Annotated in this window: 11 protein-coding genes and 1 tRNA gene; 7 read left to right on the top strand and 5 right to left on the bottom strand. The window is 38.4% G+C overall.

The window, feature by feature from the left end; translation table 11 throughout:
- Positions 1-4: 4 nt before the first annotated feature.
- A tRNA-Met gene (locus tag ACRD7B_RS05770) sits at positions 5-77 on the bottom strand.
- 483 nt (positions 78-560) lie between these two features.
- Between ACRD7B_RS05770 and thiL the strand changes: the two genes are divergently transcribed.
- The 4 genes from thiL to gcvH all read left to right on the top strand — a co-directional run bounded on the left by thiL (position 561) and on the right by gcvH (position 10,289).
- Positions 561-1,604 (top strand): thiamine-phosphate kinase, encoded by a 1,044-nt coding sequence (gene thiL / locus ACRD7B_RS05775; protein ID WP_430823526.1) that lies wholly within the window; start codon positions 561-563, stop codon positions 1,602-1,604.
- Between the two features lie 114 nt (positions 1,605-1,718).
- Positions 1,719-2,300, top strand: coding sequence for a Holliday junction branch migration protein RuvA (gene ruvA, locus ACRD7B_RS05780; protein WP_430823527.1), 582 nt, complete (start codon positions 1,719-1,721; stop codon positions 2,298-2,300).
- Between the two features lie 24 nt (positions 2,301-2,324).
- Positions 2,325-9,731 (top strand): T9SS outer membrane translocon Sov/SprA, encoded by a 7,407-nt coding sequence (gene sov, locus ACRD7B_RS05785; protein ID WP_430823528.1) that lies wholly within the window; start codon positions 2,325-2,327, stop codon positions 9,729-9,731.
- A 180-nt stretch (positions 9,732-9,911) separates the two neighbouring features.
- On the top strand, positions 9,912-10,289 hold the full coding sequence (gene gcvH, locus ACRD7B_RS05790) for a glycine cleavage system protein GcvH (RefSeq protein ID WP_430823529.1): 378 nt from the start codon (positions 9,912-9,914) through the stop codon (positions 10,287-10,289).
- A gap of 70 nt (positions 10,290-10,359) precedes the next feature.
- Here the strand turns inward: gcvH and lpxA are convergent, their stop codons facing one another.
- From lpxA to ACRD7B_RS05810, 4 genes are all read right to left on the bottom strand, one after another.
- Positions 10,360-11,145, bottom strand: coding sequence for an acyl-ACP--UDP-N-acetylglucosamine O-acyltransferase (gene lpxA, locus ACRD7B_RS05795; RefSeq protein ID WP_430823530.1), 786 nt, complete (start codon positions 11,143-11,145; stop codon positions 10,360-10,362).
- A gap of 68 nt (positions 11,146-11,213) precedes the next feature.
- Positions 11,214-12,611: a bifunctional UDP-3-O-[3-hydroxymyristoyl] N-acetylglucosamine deacetylase/3-hydroxyacyl-ACP dehydratase gene (locus tag ACRD7B_RS05800; RefSeq protein WP_430823532.1), complete on the bottom strand. Its 1,398-nt coding sequence runs from the start codon at positions 12,609-12,611 to the stop codon at positions 11,214-11,216.
- A gap of 38 nt (positions 12,612-12,649) precedes the next feature.
- Positions 12,650-13,684 (bottom strand): UDP-3-O-(3-hydroxymyristoyl)glucosamine N-acyltransferase, encoded by a 1,035-nt coding sequence (gene lpxD / locus ACRD7B_RS05805; RefSeq protein ID WP_430823533.1) that lies wholly within the window; start codon positions 13,682-13,684, stop codon positions 12,650-12,652.
- A 130-nt stretch (positions 13,685-13,814) separates the two neighbouring features.
- Positions 13,815-15,053, bottom strand: coding sequence for an HD domain-containing protein (locus ACRD7B_RS05810; protein ID WP_430823534.1), 1,239 nt, complete (start codon positions 15,051-15,053; stop codon positions 13,815-13,817).
- Positions 15,054-15,320: 267 nt separating this feature from the next.
- Between ACRD7B_RS05810 and rimP the strand changes: the two genes are divergently transcribed.
- The 3 genes from rimP to infB all read left to right on the top strand — a co-directional run bounded on the left by rimP (position 15,321) and on the right by infB (position 20,110).
- On the top strand, positions 15,321-15,785 hold the full coding sequence (rimP, locus tag ACRD7B_RS05815; protein ID WP_430823535.1) for a ribosome assembly cofactor RimP: 465 nt from the start codon (positions 15,321-15,323) through the stop codon (positions 15,783-15,785).
- 12 nt (positions 15,786-15,797) lie between these two features.
- Positions 15,798-17,033, top strand: coding sequence for a transcription termination factor NusA (gene nusA, locus ACRD7B_RS05820; protein ID WP_430823536.1), 1,236 nt, complete (start codon positions 15,798-15,800; stop codon positions 17,031-17,033).
- Between the two features lie 65 nt (positions 17,034-17,098).
- Positions 17,099-20,110, top strand: coding sequence for a translation initiation factor IF-2 (gene infB / locus ACRD7B_RS05825; RefSeq protein WP_430823537.1), 3,012 nt, complete (start codon positions 17,099-17,101; stop codon positions 20,108-20,110).
- Positions 20,111-20,112: the final 2 nt, after the last annotated feature.

Consider the following 20,112-nt stretch of genomic DNA (forward strand, 5'->3'; position numbering starts at 1 on the left):
TGTGTAGCGGGGGCCCGACTCGAACGGACGACCTTTGGGTTATGAGCCCAACGAGCTACCAACTGCTCCACCCCGCAATATATCTTAAAACACGTGTGTCTTTCTTCGTTATTGCGGGTGCAAATATAGATGTCTTTATTGTAATGTGCAAATATTTTTTTGCTATCGATGCTAAAAGAGTGAGGGAGGAGTTGCTAATGTGTATTGTGTCAATAATATGAGTGGATGAAAAATATTTATTTTTTTAAATTTCATCGTAAAAAAAGCTTGATAGGGCTTATAAAAGATGAAAACCAGCCTGCTCGTTAGCAAACTGGTTTTTCATTAACCTAACCCAAATCTATGAAAAAAAATCTGACAGGTAAAAAGCAATAATGCTGCCAAGAATGATTGAAGTACCATTAAAAGATGTGAAGAAAACACAACAAGCTATAACTTGCTAGTTGTTTTGATTTGGCGTGCCAAAACCAAGTATATGAGAAATAAGGGCTGAAAATGGTAATATCTTCTGTAGTCTCTTCTATTATTGTTACTTTTGGGTTTTGATAAAAAAACGAGGCATGAGTCAAGATAAAAAGACGGAAATTGGACAATTAGGTGAATTTGGATTAATTCATCATTTAACTGATAATATAAAGCTTAAGCACGATTCAAGTGTGAAAGGAGTAGGTGATGATGCCGCAGTAATAGATTTTACAAATAAGAAAACGGTAGTTACCACAGATTTGCTTTTAGAAGGTATTCATTTTGATTTGACATATACCCCATTAAAGCATCTGGGATATAAAGCTGTTGTTGTAAATGTGAGTGATGTGTATGCAATGAATGCGACCCCAACGCAAATTACTGTTTCCTTAGGCTTGAGTTCTAAAATGTCTGTTGAAGCATTGGATGAGTTGTACGAAGGTATTTATGCAGCTTGTGATTTTTACAATGTTGATTTAGTTGGAGGCGATACTACATCGTCTTTAACAGGTTTAACCATTAGTGTAACGGCTTTGGGTGAGGCAGATGCTGAAAAGTTGGCTTATCGTAAGGGGGCTAAGCCAAATGATTTAATTTGTGTATCGGGTGATTTGGGTGCAGCTTACATGGGTTTGCAATTACTAGAGCGTGAGAAAAAAGTATATAGCTCCAATCCGGGAGTTCAACCAGATTTATCGGGTTACGATTATTTATTAAGTCGTCAATTAAAACCTGAGGCGCAAAAGCATGTGGTTGAGTTGTTGTCAAAACTTGAGGTTGTTCCAACATCCATGATTGACATTTCTGATGGCTTGTCGAGTGAGATAAAACATATTTGCAGTCAATCAAACGTTGGCTGTCGTATTTATGAGGATAAATTACCAATTGATCCAACCACCTCTATGTTGGCAGAAGAGATGGGCATGAACCCTATCGTTGCTGCCTTAAATGGCGGTGAAGATTACGAACTACTATTCACAATTAGTCAAAGCGATTATGAGAAGTTTGCAAATCTTGAGGATGTGAAATTGTATGTAGTTGGCCATATCACTGAAGAAAGTAAAGGATCATACCTTGTAACCAATGCCGATCAGGAAGTGGAGCTGCAAGCCCAAGGGTGGAATCCTATTAAAGAATAAATAAACACGAAATCTCAGAATAACGGTTCTTTGATTGAAAAATATAAAGAAAGGTGACCAAGTGCTTTTACGGCACTTAATTCCTTTATATATTTATGCCTTAACCCAAATCTAATGTACGAATACATAAGTGGCAAAATAGCCGAAGCAAGCCCAGCACATGTTGTAATTGATGTGAATGGCATTGGTTATATGCTTAATATTTCTTTAAATACCTTTAGTCGTCTCGAGGGCAAAACACAAGCTCAATTGTTTGTTCATGAGAACATAAGGGAAGATGCCTTTCAATTATACGGTTTTGCTGAAGCCAGTGAGCGAGAGTTATTCCGTCATTTAGTTTCTGTTTCTGGTATTGGTTCCAACACGGCGCGTATGATGTTATCATCGCTTAGTCCCGAAGAATTAAGGGGAGCTATTCTTACTGGTAATGTCAATCAAATTAAAAGTGTTAAAGGTATTGGTGCCAAAACGGCACAGCGTGTTATTATTGATTTAAAAGACAAGCTGAGTAAGGAGCCATTGGATCCGAAAATATTTGCTGAGCAAGACAATACTATACGCGACGAAGCGTTATCTGCATTAGTGATGTTGGGCTTTGTAAAAGCAAGTGCTCAAAAAGCCATAAATAAGATATTGAGTCAATCGCCAGATGCTAAGGTGGAAGAGGTGATTAAACAGGCTCTTAAAATAATGTAAGTCAGTACCGGGAACTAAGTGCAGTTGAAGAAGATTCTACGAAATAGTATAGTGTTATTCTCCATAGTAGGGATGATGTTGGTTGCTGATGCAAATCCAATGTCTCACATACCCTATCAAGTAGCTTCGGAAAGCTGGATGGCTCAACCGGATTCTGTTCTTACAACAGAACCCGTCGATCTTAAATATCAGATTAAAGATAAAAGTGGAAACCCCTTATTAGAGCAAGAAGAGCAATCAGGACTTGATTTACATGATCCTTCTAATCTTGGTTACTCCGCCGAGTACGATAACAAAACAGGCAACGTTACCATTTATCGCAAAATGGGTAACATTGATGTGAAGTTGCCTTACACCATGTCGCTTGAGGATTACTTGAATGTAGATACACGAAAGTCTATCTTATCCTATTGGCGCACCAAGCAGCAAGAAGATAATGCACAGTTTGGTGAAAGTTCGGTTTTTAACAAGATGTGGCAAAATGTTGGTGGCGATGCTTTCGAAGGCATATTTGGAAGTAACAAAATCAATGTGCGTTTGCAAGGTATGGCTGAATTACGTGTAGGAGTTCAGCGCACCACAATCGATAATCCTGTTTTACAAGAGCGATTAAGAAAAACAACCACCTTCGATTTTCAAGAGAAAATTCAAATGAATATCTCTGGAACCATTGGAGAGAAGTTAAAGCTTGGCGTTAACTATAATACAGAAGCAACCTTTGACTTTGAGAACCAGATTAACCTGGAATATGAAGGTGGTGAAGATGATATATTGAAGAAGGTAGAAGCAGGTAACGTTACTTTGCCTTTGCCCGGAACTTTAATTACAGGTAGCCAAAGTTTGTTTGGTATTAAAACGGAAATGCAGTTCGGTAAATTAACGGTTACCAGTATTTTCTCTCAGCAACGTGGCGAAACCTCTGTAATGAATATTGAAGGAGGTGCCGAAACGCAAGAGTTTGAAATTAGTGCACATGATTACGATCGAAACCGACATTTCTTCTTAAGTAAATATTTTCGCGAACGATATAATGATGCCTTAGAGCGTTTACCTATTATTAATAGTGATGTTAATATTAATCGTGTAGAGGTATGGGTAACAAACAGACGCAGTGATGTGGACGAATCACGTAATGTGGTGGCCTTTGTTGATTTAGGTGAGAATCAAGAAAGCATTAGTGTTGATGAGGATGGAGGCAATAACCATAACAACTTGTGGAGCGGTGATCGAGGTGTGCCACCTCAAAATAAAGCAAATACTTTGTATTATGATATGAGCGAGGGTGCCTACGCTGATGTAAGAGACATTAATAAAGTAACCCAAACGCTTATAGGGTCGCAATTTGATGATGTTGGATTTGCTAATGCTGTACATTATGAGAAGCTGGAGAATGCACGTAAATTATCTGAAACAGAATATACCATCCAACCTAAGCTGGGTTATATCTCTTTAAACTCGGCCTTGAATGCGGATGAAGTTTTATGTATTGCCTACGAATATACCAAGTCGGGCCAATCCTATAAGGTTGGTGAATTCACCAATAATGATCAGAGTCAAGCAGACCAAACCTTATTATTGAAGTTATTGAAGGGTACTAATCTTTCACCTACAATTCCTACCTGGGACTTGATGATGAAGAATATATATTCCATCAATGCCTATCAGGTTAATCGTGAGGATTTTATTCTTGATGTTACTTACGTAAACGATAGTACAGGTAGTGATATAAATTATTTTCCGGAAGGACCTAAGGAAGTTGGTGGTCAGCCATTAAATGGCGAGTTGTTTCTTCGTTTAATGAATTTGGATAATCTGAATACACGTAACGATTATCAGCCAGATGGTATTTTTGATTATGTTGAAGGTTTTACTATTAGACCTGATAATGGGCGAATTATTTTCCCTGTATTGGAGCCATTTGGTAGTGATCTCGAAGCTCGTTTGGTAGGAGAATCAGCTTTAATAGACAAATATGTATTCTATAGTCTATATGAAAATACACAGATAATTGCTGAGCAAGATGCGTCGAAAAACAAATATAAATTAAAGGGGCGTTTTAAATCAAATTCTGGCTCAGAGATTTCCTTGAATGCCATGAATGTACCACAAGGTTCAGTGGTAGTAACGGCAGGAGGTATCCGTTTGGTTGAAAATACGGATTATACGGTTGATTATACCTTGGGGCGTGTTCGCATTATCAATCAGGGTATATTATCATCGGGAACACCAATCCAGGTTTCTTTAGAAAATCAGTCGCTGTTTAATTTACAGACAAAAACGCTAATGGGAACACACATGAATTATCAGATCAATGATAATTTTAACATTGGTGGTACCGTAATGCATTTGAGCGAACGACCTTTGACTCAAAAGGTGAACATTGGGGATGAGCCAATCTCAAATACCATCTGGGGATTAAATACGTCCTTTTTTACCGAATCAATGGGTATAACCGAGGCGCTCGATGCCTTACCTTTGGTACAAACAAAGGAAAAATCGAGCATTACTTTTGAGGGAGAATTTGCCCATTTAATTCCTGGTCATCCTGAGGTTATTGATGAAACTGGTACATCTTATATAGATGATTTTGAAGGAACACGTATCTCGTATGATATGCGTAACTGGACAGCTTGGCAATTGGCAAGTGTACCACAAGGGCAATCAGAAATGTTTCCTGAAGGAGAGTTAATTGACGATTTAAGAAATGGAATTAACCGTGCTAAGTTTGCATGGTACTCCATCGATCCTTTGTTTTTAAGAAATGATTCACGTACACCGGGGCACATCAAAGACGATGAAGAACAGAAAATGAACCATTGGGTTCGAGAAGTTTTTGAAAGTGAAATATTTCCAAATCGTCAAGCTGCTTACGGGCAAGCCACTAATTTACCTGTTTTAAATGTATCTTTTTATCCGAACGAAAGGGGGCCTTATAATTTTGACGCTCTTGCAAATGGTGATCCAGAGTATTCTGAAGGGATCAATGTAGATGGCACACTAAGGGAGCCAGAAACCAGGTGGGGTGGAATGATGCGAAATATTGATGTGAATGATTTTGAAGCAGCCAATATCGAATACATTGAGTTTTGGATGATGGATCCATATGTTTACAATGATGATTTCTCGGATGCAAATGATGGAGAAATCTATTTTAACTTGGGTAATATTTCCGAAGATATCTTACGCGATTCAAGAAAATCGTTTGAGCATGGATTACCTGGGCCAAATGAACCTTTTGATGTGGATGATACCCAATGGGGTTATGTTTCGCGAAAGCAGAACCTGGTAAATGGATTTAGTAACGATCCGGCAACTCGTTTGGCTCAAGATGTGGGTTTAAATGGGATGAATTCAGAACAGGAAGTTGATTTCTATACCGCCTATATGGAACTTATTAATGGTATGGGAGATAATGAACTATCAGGTGAAGCTAAGGTAAAAATTAAAGCTGACCCGGCTTCAGATGATTTTCAGTATTTTAGAGGAACTATACTGGATCAGGAACGAGCTAGTGTCTTAGATCGTTATAAGCACTTTAATAATCCTGAAGGAAACTCTAAACCATCAGAATATTCAGGTGAGTCGTTCCCAACTGCTGCCAAATCATTGCCCGATGCTGAAGATATTAATCGAGACAATACTCTAAGTGAGAATGAAAGCTATTTCCAATACAAGATACCCATTTCGAAAAGTACAATGGATGTTGAGTCGAATGAGTTTATTGTAGATAAAAGAGATGGGGATAGCGAGTATGGGGTTCCTGATAAAAATGGAATACGAGCTGATTGGTATTTATTTCGAATTCCTATAGCAATCCCTGATAGCACTGTGGGTACAATCTCTGATTTTCGTAGCATTCGATTCATGCGTATGTTTATGCGTGGATTTAAGGATACGACCAATCTGCGTTTTGCGACTTTGGATTTGATTAAAGGAGATTGGCGCAAATTCACAGATGCTGTTGATCAAACAGGTAGTAATAATAATCAGGTTGTTACAAAATTTGAGGTTTCAGCTGTTAATATTGAAGAAAATTCGCAAAAATCACCAGTCAATTATCTGCTTCCACCGGGTATCGATCGTGTTATAGATCCGGCTAATCCTCAGTTACGAGAATTAAATGAACAATCGCTCTTATTGAAAGTTGAAGATTTAGCAGGAGAAGAGGAACGCGCTGTTTATAAAACCATGAATATGGATATTCGCCAGTACAAACGAATGAAAATGTTTGTACATGCTGAAGCTATAGAAGGCAAAGAAATAGAAGATAATCAAATGTATGCTTTTATTCGCATTGGTAGCGATTATAGTGACAATTTTTATGAGTATCAAATACCACTTAAGATTACTGAGCCAGGAAGTTATACGGATAATCCTACGAATCGTCGTATTGTGTGGCCTGAGGAAAATGATTTTGACATTGCCTTGGAAGTTTTTCAGACTGTTAAGTTGAGGCGTAACGACGAGGCTCGTAAGGAAAACCCAACGGCGTTTTTTAATGAATTATTTCCAATTAGAGATCCAGAAAACAATAATAACACGGTTTCGGTTATGGGTAATCCTAACTTGAGCAATGTACGTACCATAATCATGGGAGTTCGCGCACGTGGTAAAAGTGGGACAAAATCGATTGAGGTTTGGATGAACGAATTACGCATGACTGATTTTGACGAGCAAGGTGGCTGGGCTGCCAATGCACGTATGTCGGTTAAGTTGGCCGATTTAGGTAGCGTTTCCTTAGCGGGTAAGAAAAGTACTGTAGGTTTTGGAAGTATCGACCAAAGTGTACAGGAGCGTAGTCAGGAAGATTTTTATCAATACGATATAGCTACAAACCTTGAATTAGGTAAGTTCTTGGGGCCAGAATCCCGTTTGAGCATGCCATTCTATTTTGGTTACTCAAAGTCGGTTGCCAGTCCTAAGTATTACCCGCTCGATCCGGATATACCCCTGGATGTTGCATTGAAGAATGCGGACAGTGAAGCTGCGAAAGATTCGATTAAAGCCTTATCTCAGAATGTTGTTAAGCGCCGAAGTGTGAACTTTACGAACGTTAAATTAATGCCTAAAAAGGAAAAGGTTCAGTTTTACGATCCTTCAAATATTTCGGCTACCTATTCGTTCAACGAAACGAGTAAGCACGATGTAAATACCGATCATTCAACGGATAAAAGCTATAGAGGTATATTAGCATACAATTATACAACTCGCCCTAAGGCTGTTGAGCCGTTTAAGAAAGCAATTAATGCCAAGTCTTTGGCTTTGATAAAGGATTTTAATTTCTATTATTTGCCTACGCAATTGTCGTACCGTTGGGAGTTTAGTCGACAATATCGAGAATTACAATTACGTAATAATACCGGATCGATCATTACACCAGAGTTGTCAGTTTCGAAAGATTTTGATTGGAACCGTTATTTTGATATGCGCTATAGTTTAACCAAGTCGCTTAAGTTAAGTTTTAAGGCGGTTACCAACGCGCGTATTGATGAGCCTGAAGGTGCGGTTAACAAGGATTATGATCGTGATGCTTATAATGAATGGCGCGACGAGGTATGGCGTAACATCATGAGTATGGGACGAACGACTACGTATCAACACAATTTTGATGTAAGTTATACTATTCCAATTAATAAAGTGCCATTGTTAGATTTTACATCAGCAAACCTGCAATATCGCGCTATGTATCAATGGGAAGCAGCACCAGTACTAGCTGCTGATGATGATACTAAGATTGGTAATACCATACGAAATTCAAATACCGTACAGGCCAATGGCCAGCTTAATATGACAACTTTATATAAAAAGGTGCCATATTTAAAGGAATTGGATAAAAAGTATCGTTCATCCCGTCGCTCTAGTGGCGGTTCGAAGGATGGAAAACGAACAGTTCGTTTTAACGATTCAAAGATTAATCTTGAGGAAGGCAAGCCATATGTCATTAATCATAAATTAAAAACGGAGGAAACGGCTGTGCGCGTTTTTGATAGTAGCGGCCGACCAGTAAGAGGAAAATCAAATACTTTAGGTAAGAATAAGGTTGAGTTTATTCCAGATAAAACGGCGGAGAATGCGCGTGTAATGGTAACAGGTACTGTTTCAGAAAATAATTCACCATTTAAATTGGCTATGGATTACACCACATTATTGTTGACTTCTCTTAAATCGGCTACGGTCTCGTATTCTGAAAATAATGGTACTATTTTACCTGGGTTTATGCCAGAGGCAAAATTCATGGGAAGTTCTTCTGGTTTTACAGCGCCAGGTGCGCCGTTTATACTTGGTTGGCAGAATCGTGATTTTGCCGTTAACGCCTCAAATAATGGCTGGCTCACAACAGATTCAAGTATGGTTAATCCGTATGTGATGACGCATCGTGAAGACTTTTCTGTTAAATTCACTCTGGAGCCAATTAAAGGATTAAGGATTGATGTTAATGCAGATCGAAGTTATGCTAAAAATATAAATGAATATTATATAGCAGGCGATTCACGAGCAAGTGGAAGAAGTGAAAGCGGTAACTTTTCAATGAGTTTTAATATTTTCCGTACAGCATTCAGATCGGTTGAAAGAACAGGTGCCATGGAATCAGAAACCTTTAATGATTTCTTGAATAATCGTCAGATTGTGGCAGATCGACTTAATGTAAAGCAAGATGATGACGGAGCTTACCTAAACAAACAGGAGGTGCTTATCCCATCGTTCTTAGCTGCTTATTCAGGTAAAAGTGCGAATTCTATCTTTACAGAAACATTTCCGAGTTTATCCAAGATACATCCTAACTGGCGTATCACTTACGATGGTTTATCAAGGGTTAAAGCATTTAAAAATATTATTAAATCTTTTGATATTTCACATGCCTATCGTTCAACCTATAATATGGGAGCATATGTGTCTCGCACTCCCAATACTCAATTTGAACCAGTTACTGAGTATGATGTTAATGCCATCACTGTTTCTGAGCAGTTTAACCCTTTAATACAATTTAATATTACTTGGGTTAATTCCTTAACTACACGATTAGAGATGAAGAAAGCCAGAACCTTAAGTTTAAGTATTGGTAATAATCAAGTCATCGAAAATTATAACGATGAGATTGTTATTGGCCTAGGTTATCGCTTTGATAAGATGAACTTGATCTTTGGAAATGGAGGAAGTCAAAAATCTATCAGTAACGATTTAAATTTACGAGCCGATTTTTCTATACGCGACAATACCAGTATTATACGTAAAGTTGAGGAAGGGTATAATCAATTGACATCGGGTCAGAAAATTACTACGGTGAAGTTTACAGCTGACTATGCTCTAAGTGATCGATTTAATATGCAAGTATTTTACGATACCAATGTAAATAACCCATATATATCCTTGAGTTATCCTACAACTAATACGAATTTTGGGGTTAGTTTCCGCTTCTCTTTGGCTCAATAGCATAAAAAAAATATGATTTTTATTAGCGTTTAGAAACGAGTTGTCGTTGTAAGTCGTTGTTAGATAAGGTCTAGTGAGTTTGAGTGTTTCGTATGGTTTTTAAGTATCTGATGTTAATCGTAGAATTTAATTAATAAATTATTTACATTTGACAAAGCGTAAATTAAAACTACTATTATAATGAATGTACCTGAAAATCTAAAGTTTACAAAGGATCATGAGTGGATCCTTGTTGATGGCGATATAGCTACCGTAGGTATTACTGAGTTTGCTCAAGGCGAACTTGGCGACATCGTTTTTGTTGAAATTGAAACTGAAGACGAAGAGCTTGATAAAGAAGAGGTATTTGGTACGATTGAGGCTGTTAAAACAGTTTCTGATTTGTACATGCCTTTATCTGGTAAAATCGTTGAGGTAAACCCTGAGTTAGAAGGGCAGCCTGACCTTGTTAACAAAGAACCGTTTGAGGGTGGTTGGATGATTAAAATCCAAGTAGCTGATACTTCAGAATTAGATGAGCTGTTAACTGCTGATCAGTACAAAGAACTTATTGGATAATTTGTGAATTGTTCAAATAAAAAAAAAAGCGGCTAATAGCCGCTTTTTTTATGTCTTTATTTCTTTTTGATTATCCTTCGGGGTAATATCCTTTAATGATACCACGCTGCGAATTACGCACAAATAAGATGATTTCATCACGTTCTTTTGATGCTGGTAATTCAGCTTCAATGCGCTCAATAGCATCACTGTTGTTAAGTCCCATTTGGAACAAGTAGCGATAGATATTTTGGATGTCTCTAATTTGATCGTTATTAAAACTACGACGGCGCAAACCAATCGAATTAACACCAGCGTATGAGATGCGAGCTCTACCTGCCTTTACATAAGGAGGAACATCTTTTCCAATCAGCGTTCCGCCAGAAATCATAACATGAGATCCGATATGTACAAACTGGTGTATGGCAGAAGTACCTCCAATGATTGCAAAATCATCAATAACTACTTCCCCTGCAACTTGAACTGCATTGGCCAAAATAACATTATCGCCAAGAATGGCATCGTGTGCAATATGTGTATAGGCCATTAGCAAGCAGTTGCTGCCAACTATTGTTTTGCCCTTAGCTTTAGTACCTCGGTTTACTGTTACGCATTCGCGTATTGTTGTGTTGTTACCGATTTCGGCTGTTGTTTCCTCGCCGGCAAACTTTAAATCCTGTGGGATAGCACCAATTACCGCTCCTGGAAAAATATTACAGTTCTTTCCTATTCGTGATCCTTCAAGAATTGTAACATTCGATCCAATGCGCGTACCTTCTTCGATAACTACATTCTTATCGATGGTAACAAAAGGTTCAATTACCACGTTAGGTGCAATCTTTGCCTCTGGATGAATATATGCTAACGGTTGTTTCATATGTTTCTTGTTTTTTTGCGTCTTTATTCAGCCTAATTCAGTGTGTTTTCTAGGACAAATGTACTTTTTTATTTGTTCTTTACTACTTGAGCAACAAATTCTCCTTCCGAGACGATTGAATCGCCTACGAAAGCTGTGCCTTTCATGTTGGCCATTCCTCGACGGAATTCGCTTACCATTTCTAGTTTAAATAGAATAGTGTCACCAGGAACAACCTTCTTGCGTAGTTTAACATTGTCAATTTTAAGGAAGTAAGTGCTATAAGCACTTGGATCATCCAGTTGACTCAAAATGAAAATCCCTCCAGCCTGTGCCATAGCTTCAATCTGCAGAACAGCTGGCATAACTGGTTCGTGCGGGAAATGGCCTACAAAGAATGGTTCATTCATGGTCACATTCTTGACACCAACTATTGAAGATTCATTCAATTCAATAATTTTATCGACCAACAAAAATGGTGGGCGATGCGGTAACATCTTTTTAATGTCGTTGATGTCGTAGATGGGTGTATCGTTAGGATTGTAATTTGGCGTTTCTGGTTTAAGCGCACGTTTTTTTATCTCCTTACGAATCATTTTTGCAAACTCAACATTGGCCATGTGGCCTGGTCGAGTCGCCATAATACGTCCTTTAATAGGTAAGCCACATAATGCTAGGTCACCTATTACATCTAATAACTTATGGCGAGCTGGTTCGTTAGAATGAACTAACTCTATATTGTTAAGGATACCAGTAGGTCTTACTTCTACACGAGGCTGATCAAACAGGTCGGCAAGTTTATCAAGTTCTTCTTGCGTTACTTCCTTATCTATAATGATAATGGCATTGTCTAAATCGCCACCTTTAATCAGGTTGTTTTTAAGTAGTGGCTCTAGTTCATGGAGAAAAACAAAGGTGCGACAAGCACTTATTTCTTCCTCGTATTCATCAAAACTATCGAGCGTTGCATATTGATTAGAAAGGTGCAGTGATTGATCAAACGAGATTTTAACATCAGCACTAAACTCATCATCAGGAAGTGCGACAATTTTGATGCCTAGCTCCTTGTTTTCGTATGTCATCTTTTCTTTGACAACAAAATACTTGCGTTCAGCATCTTGTTCTTCAACGCCGACATCCTTAATGGCCTTCACAAAGAATTTTGCACTGCCATCTAAAATTGGCGCTTCAGGTCCGTCAACTTCAATTAGGCAATTGTCAATTTTAAGAGCTGTTAAAGCAGATAAGCAATGCTCAATTGTACTAACACTTGCTTCACCTTTGCTTAATACGGTGCCTCTTTGTGTGTGAGAAACATTATCGGCTAATGCGTCAATAATAGGCGCTCCTTCAAGGTCGATTCGCTTGAATTTATAACCGTGATTTTCTGGTGCTGGGTTTAATGTAAAATTAACCTTTGCTCCAGTATGTAATCCAGTACCGCTAAGGGTAATTGATTGTTTGAGTGTTTTTTGTTTTTCAATCATAATCCGTTCCATTTTCAGATTAAAATCTGAAAGCTCATTTATTTCTTTAATTCAGCAATTTCTTTTTCACATGCTTCAAGCTGAGCTTTCAATTCAGGTAGACGTCGGAAAACAACGTAAGCCTTATTAAAAGCGCCTATCTCCATCGAAGGTGAACCAAGCTGTATTGTTCCTTCTTTACGAATGGCTTTACTAATGCCCGACTGAGCACCAACCTTCGTTTTATTTGCTATTTTAATATGTCCGTTACAAGCAGACTGACCGCCAAACATACAATCATCACCAATTTTGGTCGATCCTGCAATGCCCGTTTGGGCTGCTATCACTGTGTGTTCGCCAACTTCCACATTGTGGGCAATCTGTACCAAATTATCGAGCTTAACGCCTTTTTTAATTATGGTTGATCCCATTGTGGCTCGATCGATGGTTGTGTTAGCACCTATTTCAACATGATCTTTTAAAATCACATTACCGATTTGTGCTACCTTTTTGTAACCATTACTTGACGAAGGGGCAAAACCGAAACCATCGCTGCCGATAATTGCACCAGCATGAATCGTACAATCTTTGCCTATGGTACAATTCTTATATACCTTAACGCCTGGAAATAATACAGTGTTATCTCCTATCTTAACATTGTCGCCAATGTAAACTTGTGGATATACTTTTACATTATCTCCCAGGTTTACATTCTCACCCACATAAGCAAATGCTCCAATGTATGCAAAGTCGCCTACAGTTGCAGTTTTATCCACAAAAGAGGGTTGTTCGATACCAGTTTTTTTAGGCTGGCTTTGTTCGTACATCTCTAGTAAGATTGCTATTGCCTGATAGGCATCAGGAACTCTGATAAGCGTTGCGGAAATTTCTTTCTCTGCTTTGAAATCATCATTGACAATGACTACATCGGCTTGAGTGTCATAAATGTAACTCGTATATTTGGGATTAGCCAGAAAAGTAAGGGTTTCGGGTTTACCATCCTCAATTTTAGAAACATTAGTGATTGTTGCCTCTGCATTTCCCTCTACTTTACCGCTTACTAATTCGGCAATCTGACTTGCTGTAAATTTCATTTGTGTCAATGTTTGTGTTTCGCTTTTTTCAACCTATAAAGATAAGGTAATATTAGGCGTTACATCAAAAAAATTGCTGCAAAGCTAGTAAATATATTTATTTATAAAACTATATAAGGTGCACGAAGCGCTATTGGTCAGTCATTTTGGGGTAACATAAATAGTGTTTTCTAACTGTTTTTCCCAAAACACTTAGGTTGAGCATGTCTGATGCATCTGTAATGTCAACAAGTGTGTTGTTGCCGTAAAGTATTTTAATGCGTTCATCGCTTGGATTGTAAGCATTGTTCGATATGGTATCTGAATAAAGAAAGAAGTTGATGTCTTCTGTGTTTTCCAGTTTATATCGTTCTTTGATAGTTTCTTTAATAGAATTTACCTTCTTGCCATCAAAAGGGCTGGGTGATAACTCAATGCTAAATAATTGACGATGAACAAAATTTTGAGCTAGCTTCGACAGTATAGGGTCTTCGTGATTAGTCCATACTTTAATAGAACTCATTATGTCATCATCGTCAAGTAATGCGAAGTTTTCGACGATGGATGGAAGCTCCTGAAATTTATCAATGGTTAATTGCTCCTTCATAAAATAAATTAAATGAGGAGGCGCAAATAATTCTAAACCCTCTGCAACCAATTGTTTGGCTCGTTTTAAAATGTGAATAAGCATGCGTTCGGCCACCAATGCTGTTTTATGCAAATAAACTTGCCAATACATTAGTCTGCGGGCAACCAGAAATTTTTCAATGGAGTAGATGCCTTTTGACTCTATAACCAAGTCATCGTCCATCACATTAAGCATTTTAATGATTCGGTCTGAGCCAATAACGCCTTCTGATACGCCAGTGAAAAAACTATCGCGCTTAAGGTAATCCAACCTATCCATGTCTAATTGACTTGAAACCAATTGGTGTAAGAATTTCTTCTGGTATGTATTGTTGAATATGGATAAGGCCATGTCCAGTTTGCCATTCATCTGAGAATTTAAATCCTGCATCATGATGAGCGAAATGGCTTCGTGCGACACCTCCAATAATGTATTTTCGAGTACATGACTAAATGGGCCGTGCCCAATATCATGAAGAAGTATGGCAGCATGTACAGCTTCCGATTCTTCGTCACTAATATCGTGCCCCTTCGAGCGTAAAGTATCAACCGCCGAACTCATAAGGTGCATAGCTCCAAGCGCATGTTGAAAACGCGTGTGCATAGCACCAGGGTAAACAATGTGAGTTAATCCTAATTGTTTTATTCTGCGCAGGCGCTGAAAGTATTCGTGCTCAATTAAATCGTATAATAGGTCGGAAGGTATTTTAATGAATCCATAAACAGGATCATTGATAATTTTACGCTTATTAATGGTGGCCATATTTGTTGTAAATCAAATTATCGGGGCAATATACGAAATAGGCAATTAACCTTTCTTTAAAAAATACATAAACCATAGTTATTAGAAATAGAACAAGCTTATTGTTAATGTCAATACTTGTATTTGGTTTTATTATCATTTGTTTAATAATAATGTTGGTGCTTGCTTTTGTTTGGAATAATGCACTTTAATAGTTAACTTTGCGCAGATTTACCAATCGAAGGTATAGGGGGCACTAATAGTCCCCTATTTTATTACAATAACAAAATGATTACAGATACTTTAATAGAAGGTTTTATTTCAGAAAAGTTGCAGCAAGACGAGATGTTTGTCGTTGAGATTGTTGTGCGACCTGGGAATAAGATTGCAGTAGTTGTTGATAATGATAATGGGGTGCCCATTAGTTATTGTATTGAGCTTAGTAAACTCATTGAATCTAATCTGGATAGAGAAGTAGAGGATTTTGAGTTAGAAGTATCTTCTGCCGGTATCGGTCAGCCTTTTAAAGTATTACGCCAGTATAAGAAGAATATTGGTCGCGAAGTTGAAATGTTGACTACTGCTGGAAAGAAATTGAGTGGTAAATTATTGAGTACTGACGATACAGGGTTTGAAGTTGAGATAGGAGAGATGATTAAGTTGGAAGGAAAAAAACGAAAAGAATTGCAACTTAAAACTGTACGTTATAGTTTTGATGAGGTTAAACAAGTAAAAGACATAATATCTTTTTAAATATTCCGAAGCATGGAAAATATTAATCTGATAGATACGTTTTCAGAGTTCAAAGAACTAAAGAATATTGATCGTGCAACCATGATCAGTGTTTTGGAAGATTCGTTTCGTAGCGTTTTGATTAAACGTTTTGGTACGGACGAAAACTTTGATGTGATCATTAATGATGACAAAGGAGATTTTGAAATCTGGCGTAATCGCGAAGTAGTAGCAGATGAAGACTTAGAAGATGCAAATCTTCAAATTTCGTTAACTGAAGCGAATAAGATTGACAGTGATTATGAATTAGGCGAGGAAGTTACCGATGAGGTGAAGTTCCTTGATTTTGGTCGTCGTGCCATATTGAGCTTGCGCCAAAACCTTTCTGCTCGTATTCTTGAGTTAGAGAAAGATAATATCTATCACAAATACAAGGATCGTATTGGTGAGATTGTTACCGGTGAAGTTTATCAAATTTGGAAGCGAGAGATTCTGATTATTGATGATGAAAACAACGAGCTAATCTTACCTAAAGCCGAACAGATTCCATCTGATTTCTTTAGAAAAGGAGATACGGTACGAGGTGTTGTTGTGAAGGTGGATATTAGAAACAATAATCCATTGATTCTATTATCGCGTACATCACCGGTTTTCCTAGAGCGTTTATTCGAACTTGAGGTTCCTGAAATCTATGATGGTTTAATTACCATTAAGAAGATTGTTCGAGTTCCTGGAGAACGTGCAAAAGTTGCTGTTGAATCATACGATGAGCGCATCGATCCGGTTGGTGCTTGTGTTGGAATGAAAGGATCACGTATTCACGGTATTGTTCGTGAGTTACGTAACGAAAATATTGACGTCATTAATTACACTTCAAATGTTCAGTTGTTCATTCAAAGAGCATTGAATCCCGCTAAAATTATCAACATTAAGTTGGTAGAGGAAACTGGTAGAGCAGAAGTGTATTTACGTCCGGAAGAAGTGTCTCTGGCAATTGGTAAGGGTGGGTTGAATATTCGCCTTGCTGGTCAGCTGACTGGTTATGAATTAGATGTTTATCGCGAAGCAGACGAGGATGATGAGGATGTAACCTTGGATGAATTCTCGGATGAAATTGATAGTTGGGTACTTGACGAATTAAAAGCGATTGGTTGTGATACAGCTAAATCAGTTCTGGATTTATCGGAAGAAGATCTGGTTAAACGTACTGATTTGGAAGAAGAAACCATTCGCGATCTGAGGAAAATATTAAGTGCTGAATTTGAATAATTCACTATATTTGCCACGCAAACAATTGTAGCCACACAAAAATACGAATAGAAGAGTCCCGTTATATGGCAGTTGGAAAAAGACTTAGTAAAGTAGCTCGCGAATTCAATGTTGGAATAAGCACCATTGTGGAATTCTTGGGTAAAAAAGGATTAAAGATTGAAGGTAATCCTAATACCAAGGTTTCAGAAGATATGTATTCTTTGTTAGAAAAGGAATATCGTAGTGATTCTAATGTTAAAAAAGAATCTGAGAAGCTGACTAAATTAAAAGATAAATCGAGAAAAGAATCGATATCGATAGAAGATATTCGTGACGATATCGAGCCGAATATTGAAAAATCGGAAAAGAAAGCTGAAGCTCCAGCTGCTGAAGAAGCGAAAAAGGAAGATGCAGGTCCAACTGTTGTTGGGAAAATTGATTTGGAAGCGTTAAAGCCAAAGAAGAAAGAAGCACCTGTTAAACCAAAAGCTGAAGTTAAGAAGCCAAAGCCAGTTCAGGAAAAGCCAAAGGCTGAAGTAAAATCAGAGCCTGCTCCAAAGAAGGAAAAGCCAGTTAGGAAACCAGAGCATATCGAAACTAAAGTTGAACAACTTGGTGGCGAAATGAAGGTGGTTGGTAAACTTGATTTGGATAAGAAACCTGAAAAGCTTAAAGCTGAACCAAAAGCTAAGAATAAGCCGAAACCTGAGGCGGGCGAGAAGCCTAAAGCTGAAAAGCATGCACCAAAGGATAAGGTAAAAGAGGCTCCTAGGAAAGAGGAGAAAGCAAAGGTTGATGATAAACCAGTTGCTAAGGAGGAGAAAGCCGTACCTCAGGAGAAAGCTGTTGAAGCTACAAACGAGGGTGAAGGAGAAGTGCAAGAAGGGGAAAATACGTTCCGCCCTACTCAGGTTAAGAAATTATCGGGACCTACTGTTATTGGTAAAATTGAATTGCCAAAAGCTCCCGTGAAAACGGAAGGTAACAAGGATGATAAAAAGACTGCGAATAAAAAGCGTAAGCGTAAGCGCATTCGTAAAGACAAGGAGAAGGTTGATATCAACCAGAAACCACAAGTAGGTGGCACTAGTGTTAAGAAAAAGGTTGTAACTGTAGGTAGTGGTGAACAGAAGAAAGATCAACGCGTTAAACGTTCTCCAAAAATTAGAAAACGTCCGGTTCGTGCCGAGGTTAACGAAGAGGATGTACAAAAACAGATTAAAGATACTTTAGCGCGTTTAACGTCTAAAGGAAAAAATAAAGGTGCAAAACACCGTCGTGAAAAACGTGAAGCTCAATCACAGCGTCAGCAGGAAGAGCTTGAAAAAATCGATCAGGAAAAGTCAATATTGAAGGTTACGGAGTTTGTAACTGCCAACGAATTGGCTAGCATGATGGATGTTCAGATCAATCAAATTATTTCAACTTGTATGAGTCTTGGAATGTTTGTTTCGATCAACCAGCGTTTGGATGCGGAAACATTATCATTGGTAGCTGAAGAATTTGGCTATACCGTTGAGTTTGTAAGTGCCGAGGTAGTTGAATCTATCATCGAAGAAGAAGATCCAGAAGAGGATATGAAAGATCGTCCTGCTATTGTAACAGTAATGGGACACGTCGATCATGGTAAAACATCCTTGCTCGACCACGTTCGTAAAGCGAATGTAATTGCAGGTGAAGCCGGTGGTATTACACAGCACATTGGTGCATATAGTGTAACCCGCGAAGATGGGCGTCAGATTACCTTCTTAGATACACCGGGTCACGAGGCGTTTACGGCCATGCGTGCACGTGGTGCTCAGGTTACCGATATTGCTATTATTATTGTGGCAGCTGATGATAACGTGATGCCTCAGACGAAAGAGGCGATTAACCACGCGGCAGCAGCAGGTGTACCAATAGTATTTGCAATTAATAAGATTGACAAAGAGGGTGCTAATCCTGACAGAATAAAAGAAGAGTTAGCTCAGATGAACTATTTGGTTGAAGACTGGGGTGGTAAATACCAGTGTCAGGAAATTTCAGCTAAGAATGGTATTAACATCGATGAGTTACTTGAAAAAGTATTGCTCGAAGCTGATATGCTTGAGTTGAAAGCAAATGCTAATAAACGTGCCGTTGGTAGCGTTATTGAATCGTCGCTTGATAAAGGACGTGGTTACCTAACAACAGTATTGGTTCAGGCTGGTACAATGCGAGTAGGTGATATGTTATTATCAGGTTCACACTACGGCCACGTTAAAGCAATGTTTAACGAGCGTAATCAGAAGATTGACGAAGTAGGTCCATCAGAACCAGCATTGATTCTTGGATTGAATGGTGCACCACAGGCTGGTGAGCGATTTAATGTGATGGACGATGAGCGTGAAGCTAAAGATATTGCTACTAAACGTGAGCAGTTACAGCGTGAGCAAGGTATGCGTACCAAGAAACACATTACACTTGATGAAATTGGCCGTCGTATCGCGATTGGAAACTTCCAGGAGTTGAATGTGATTGTGAAAGGTGATGTGGATGGTTCTATTGAAGCATTATCCGATTCCTTAATCAAGCTTTCTACCGAAGAAATTCAGGTGAATGTGATTCATAAAGCGGTAGGTGCCATTTCAGAATCTGATATCATGTTAGCTGCTGCATCCAATGCTATTGTTCTTGGATTCCAGGTACGTCCATCGTTAACAGCACGTCGTATTGCTGAGAAAGAGGAAATCGATATTCGTCTTTACTCTATCATCTACGATGCCATCGAAGAGATTAAGGCCGCGATGGAAGGTATGTTATCGCCTGAGATTAAAGAAAATATTGTTTCAACCATTGAAATTCGTGAGGTATTCAAAATTACCAAAGTTGGTACGATCGCAGGTTGTATGGTGAAAGATGGTAAGATCAAACGCACCAACAAGATCCGTGTTATTCGTGATGGTATTGTTATTCACACTGGCGTACTAGGATCGCTTAAACGATTCAAAGACGATGTGAAGGAAGTTGCTTCGGGTTACGAATGTGGCTTGAACATTGAGAAGTTCGATGGTATTGAAGTTGGTGATATTGTTGAGGCATACGAAGAAGTTGAAGTAAGCAGAAAATTGGATTAAGA

The sequence above is a fragment of the Carboxylicivirga fragile genome (assembly GCF_050589805.1).
GTDB classification, from domain to species: domain Bacteria; phylum Bacteroidota; class Bacteroidia; order Bacteroidales; family Marinilabiliaceae; genus Carboxylicivirga; species Carboxylicivirga fragile.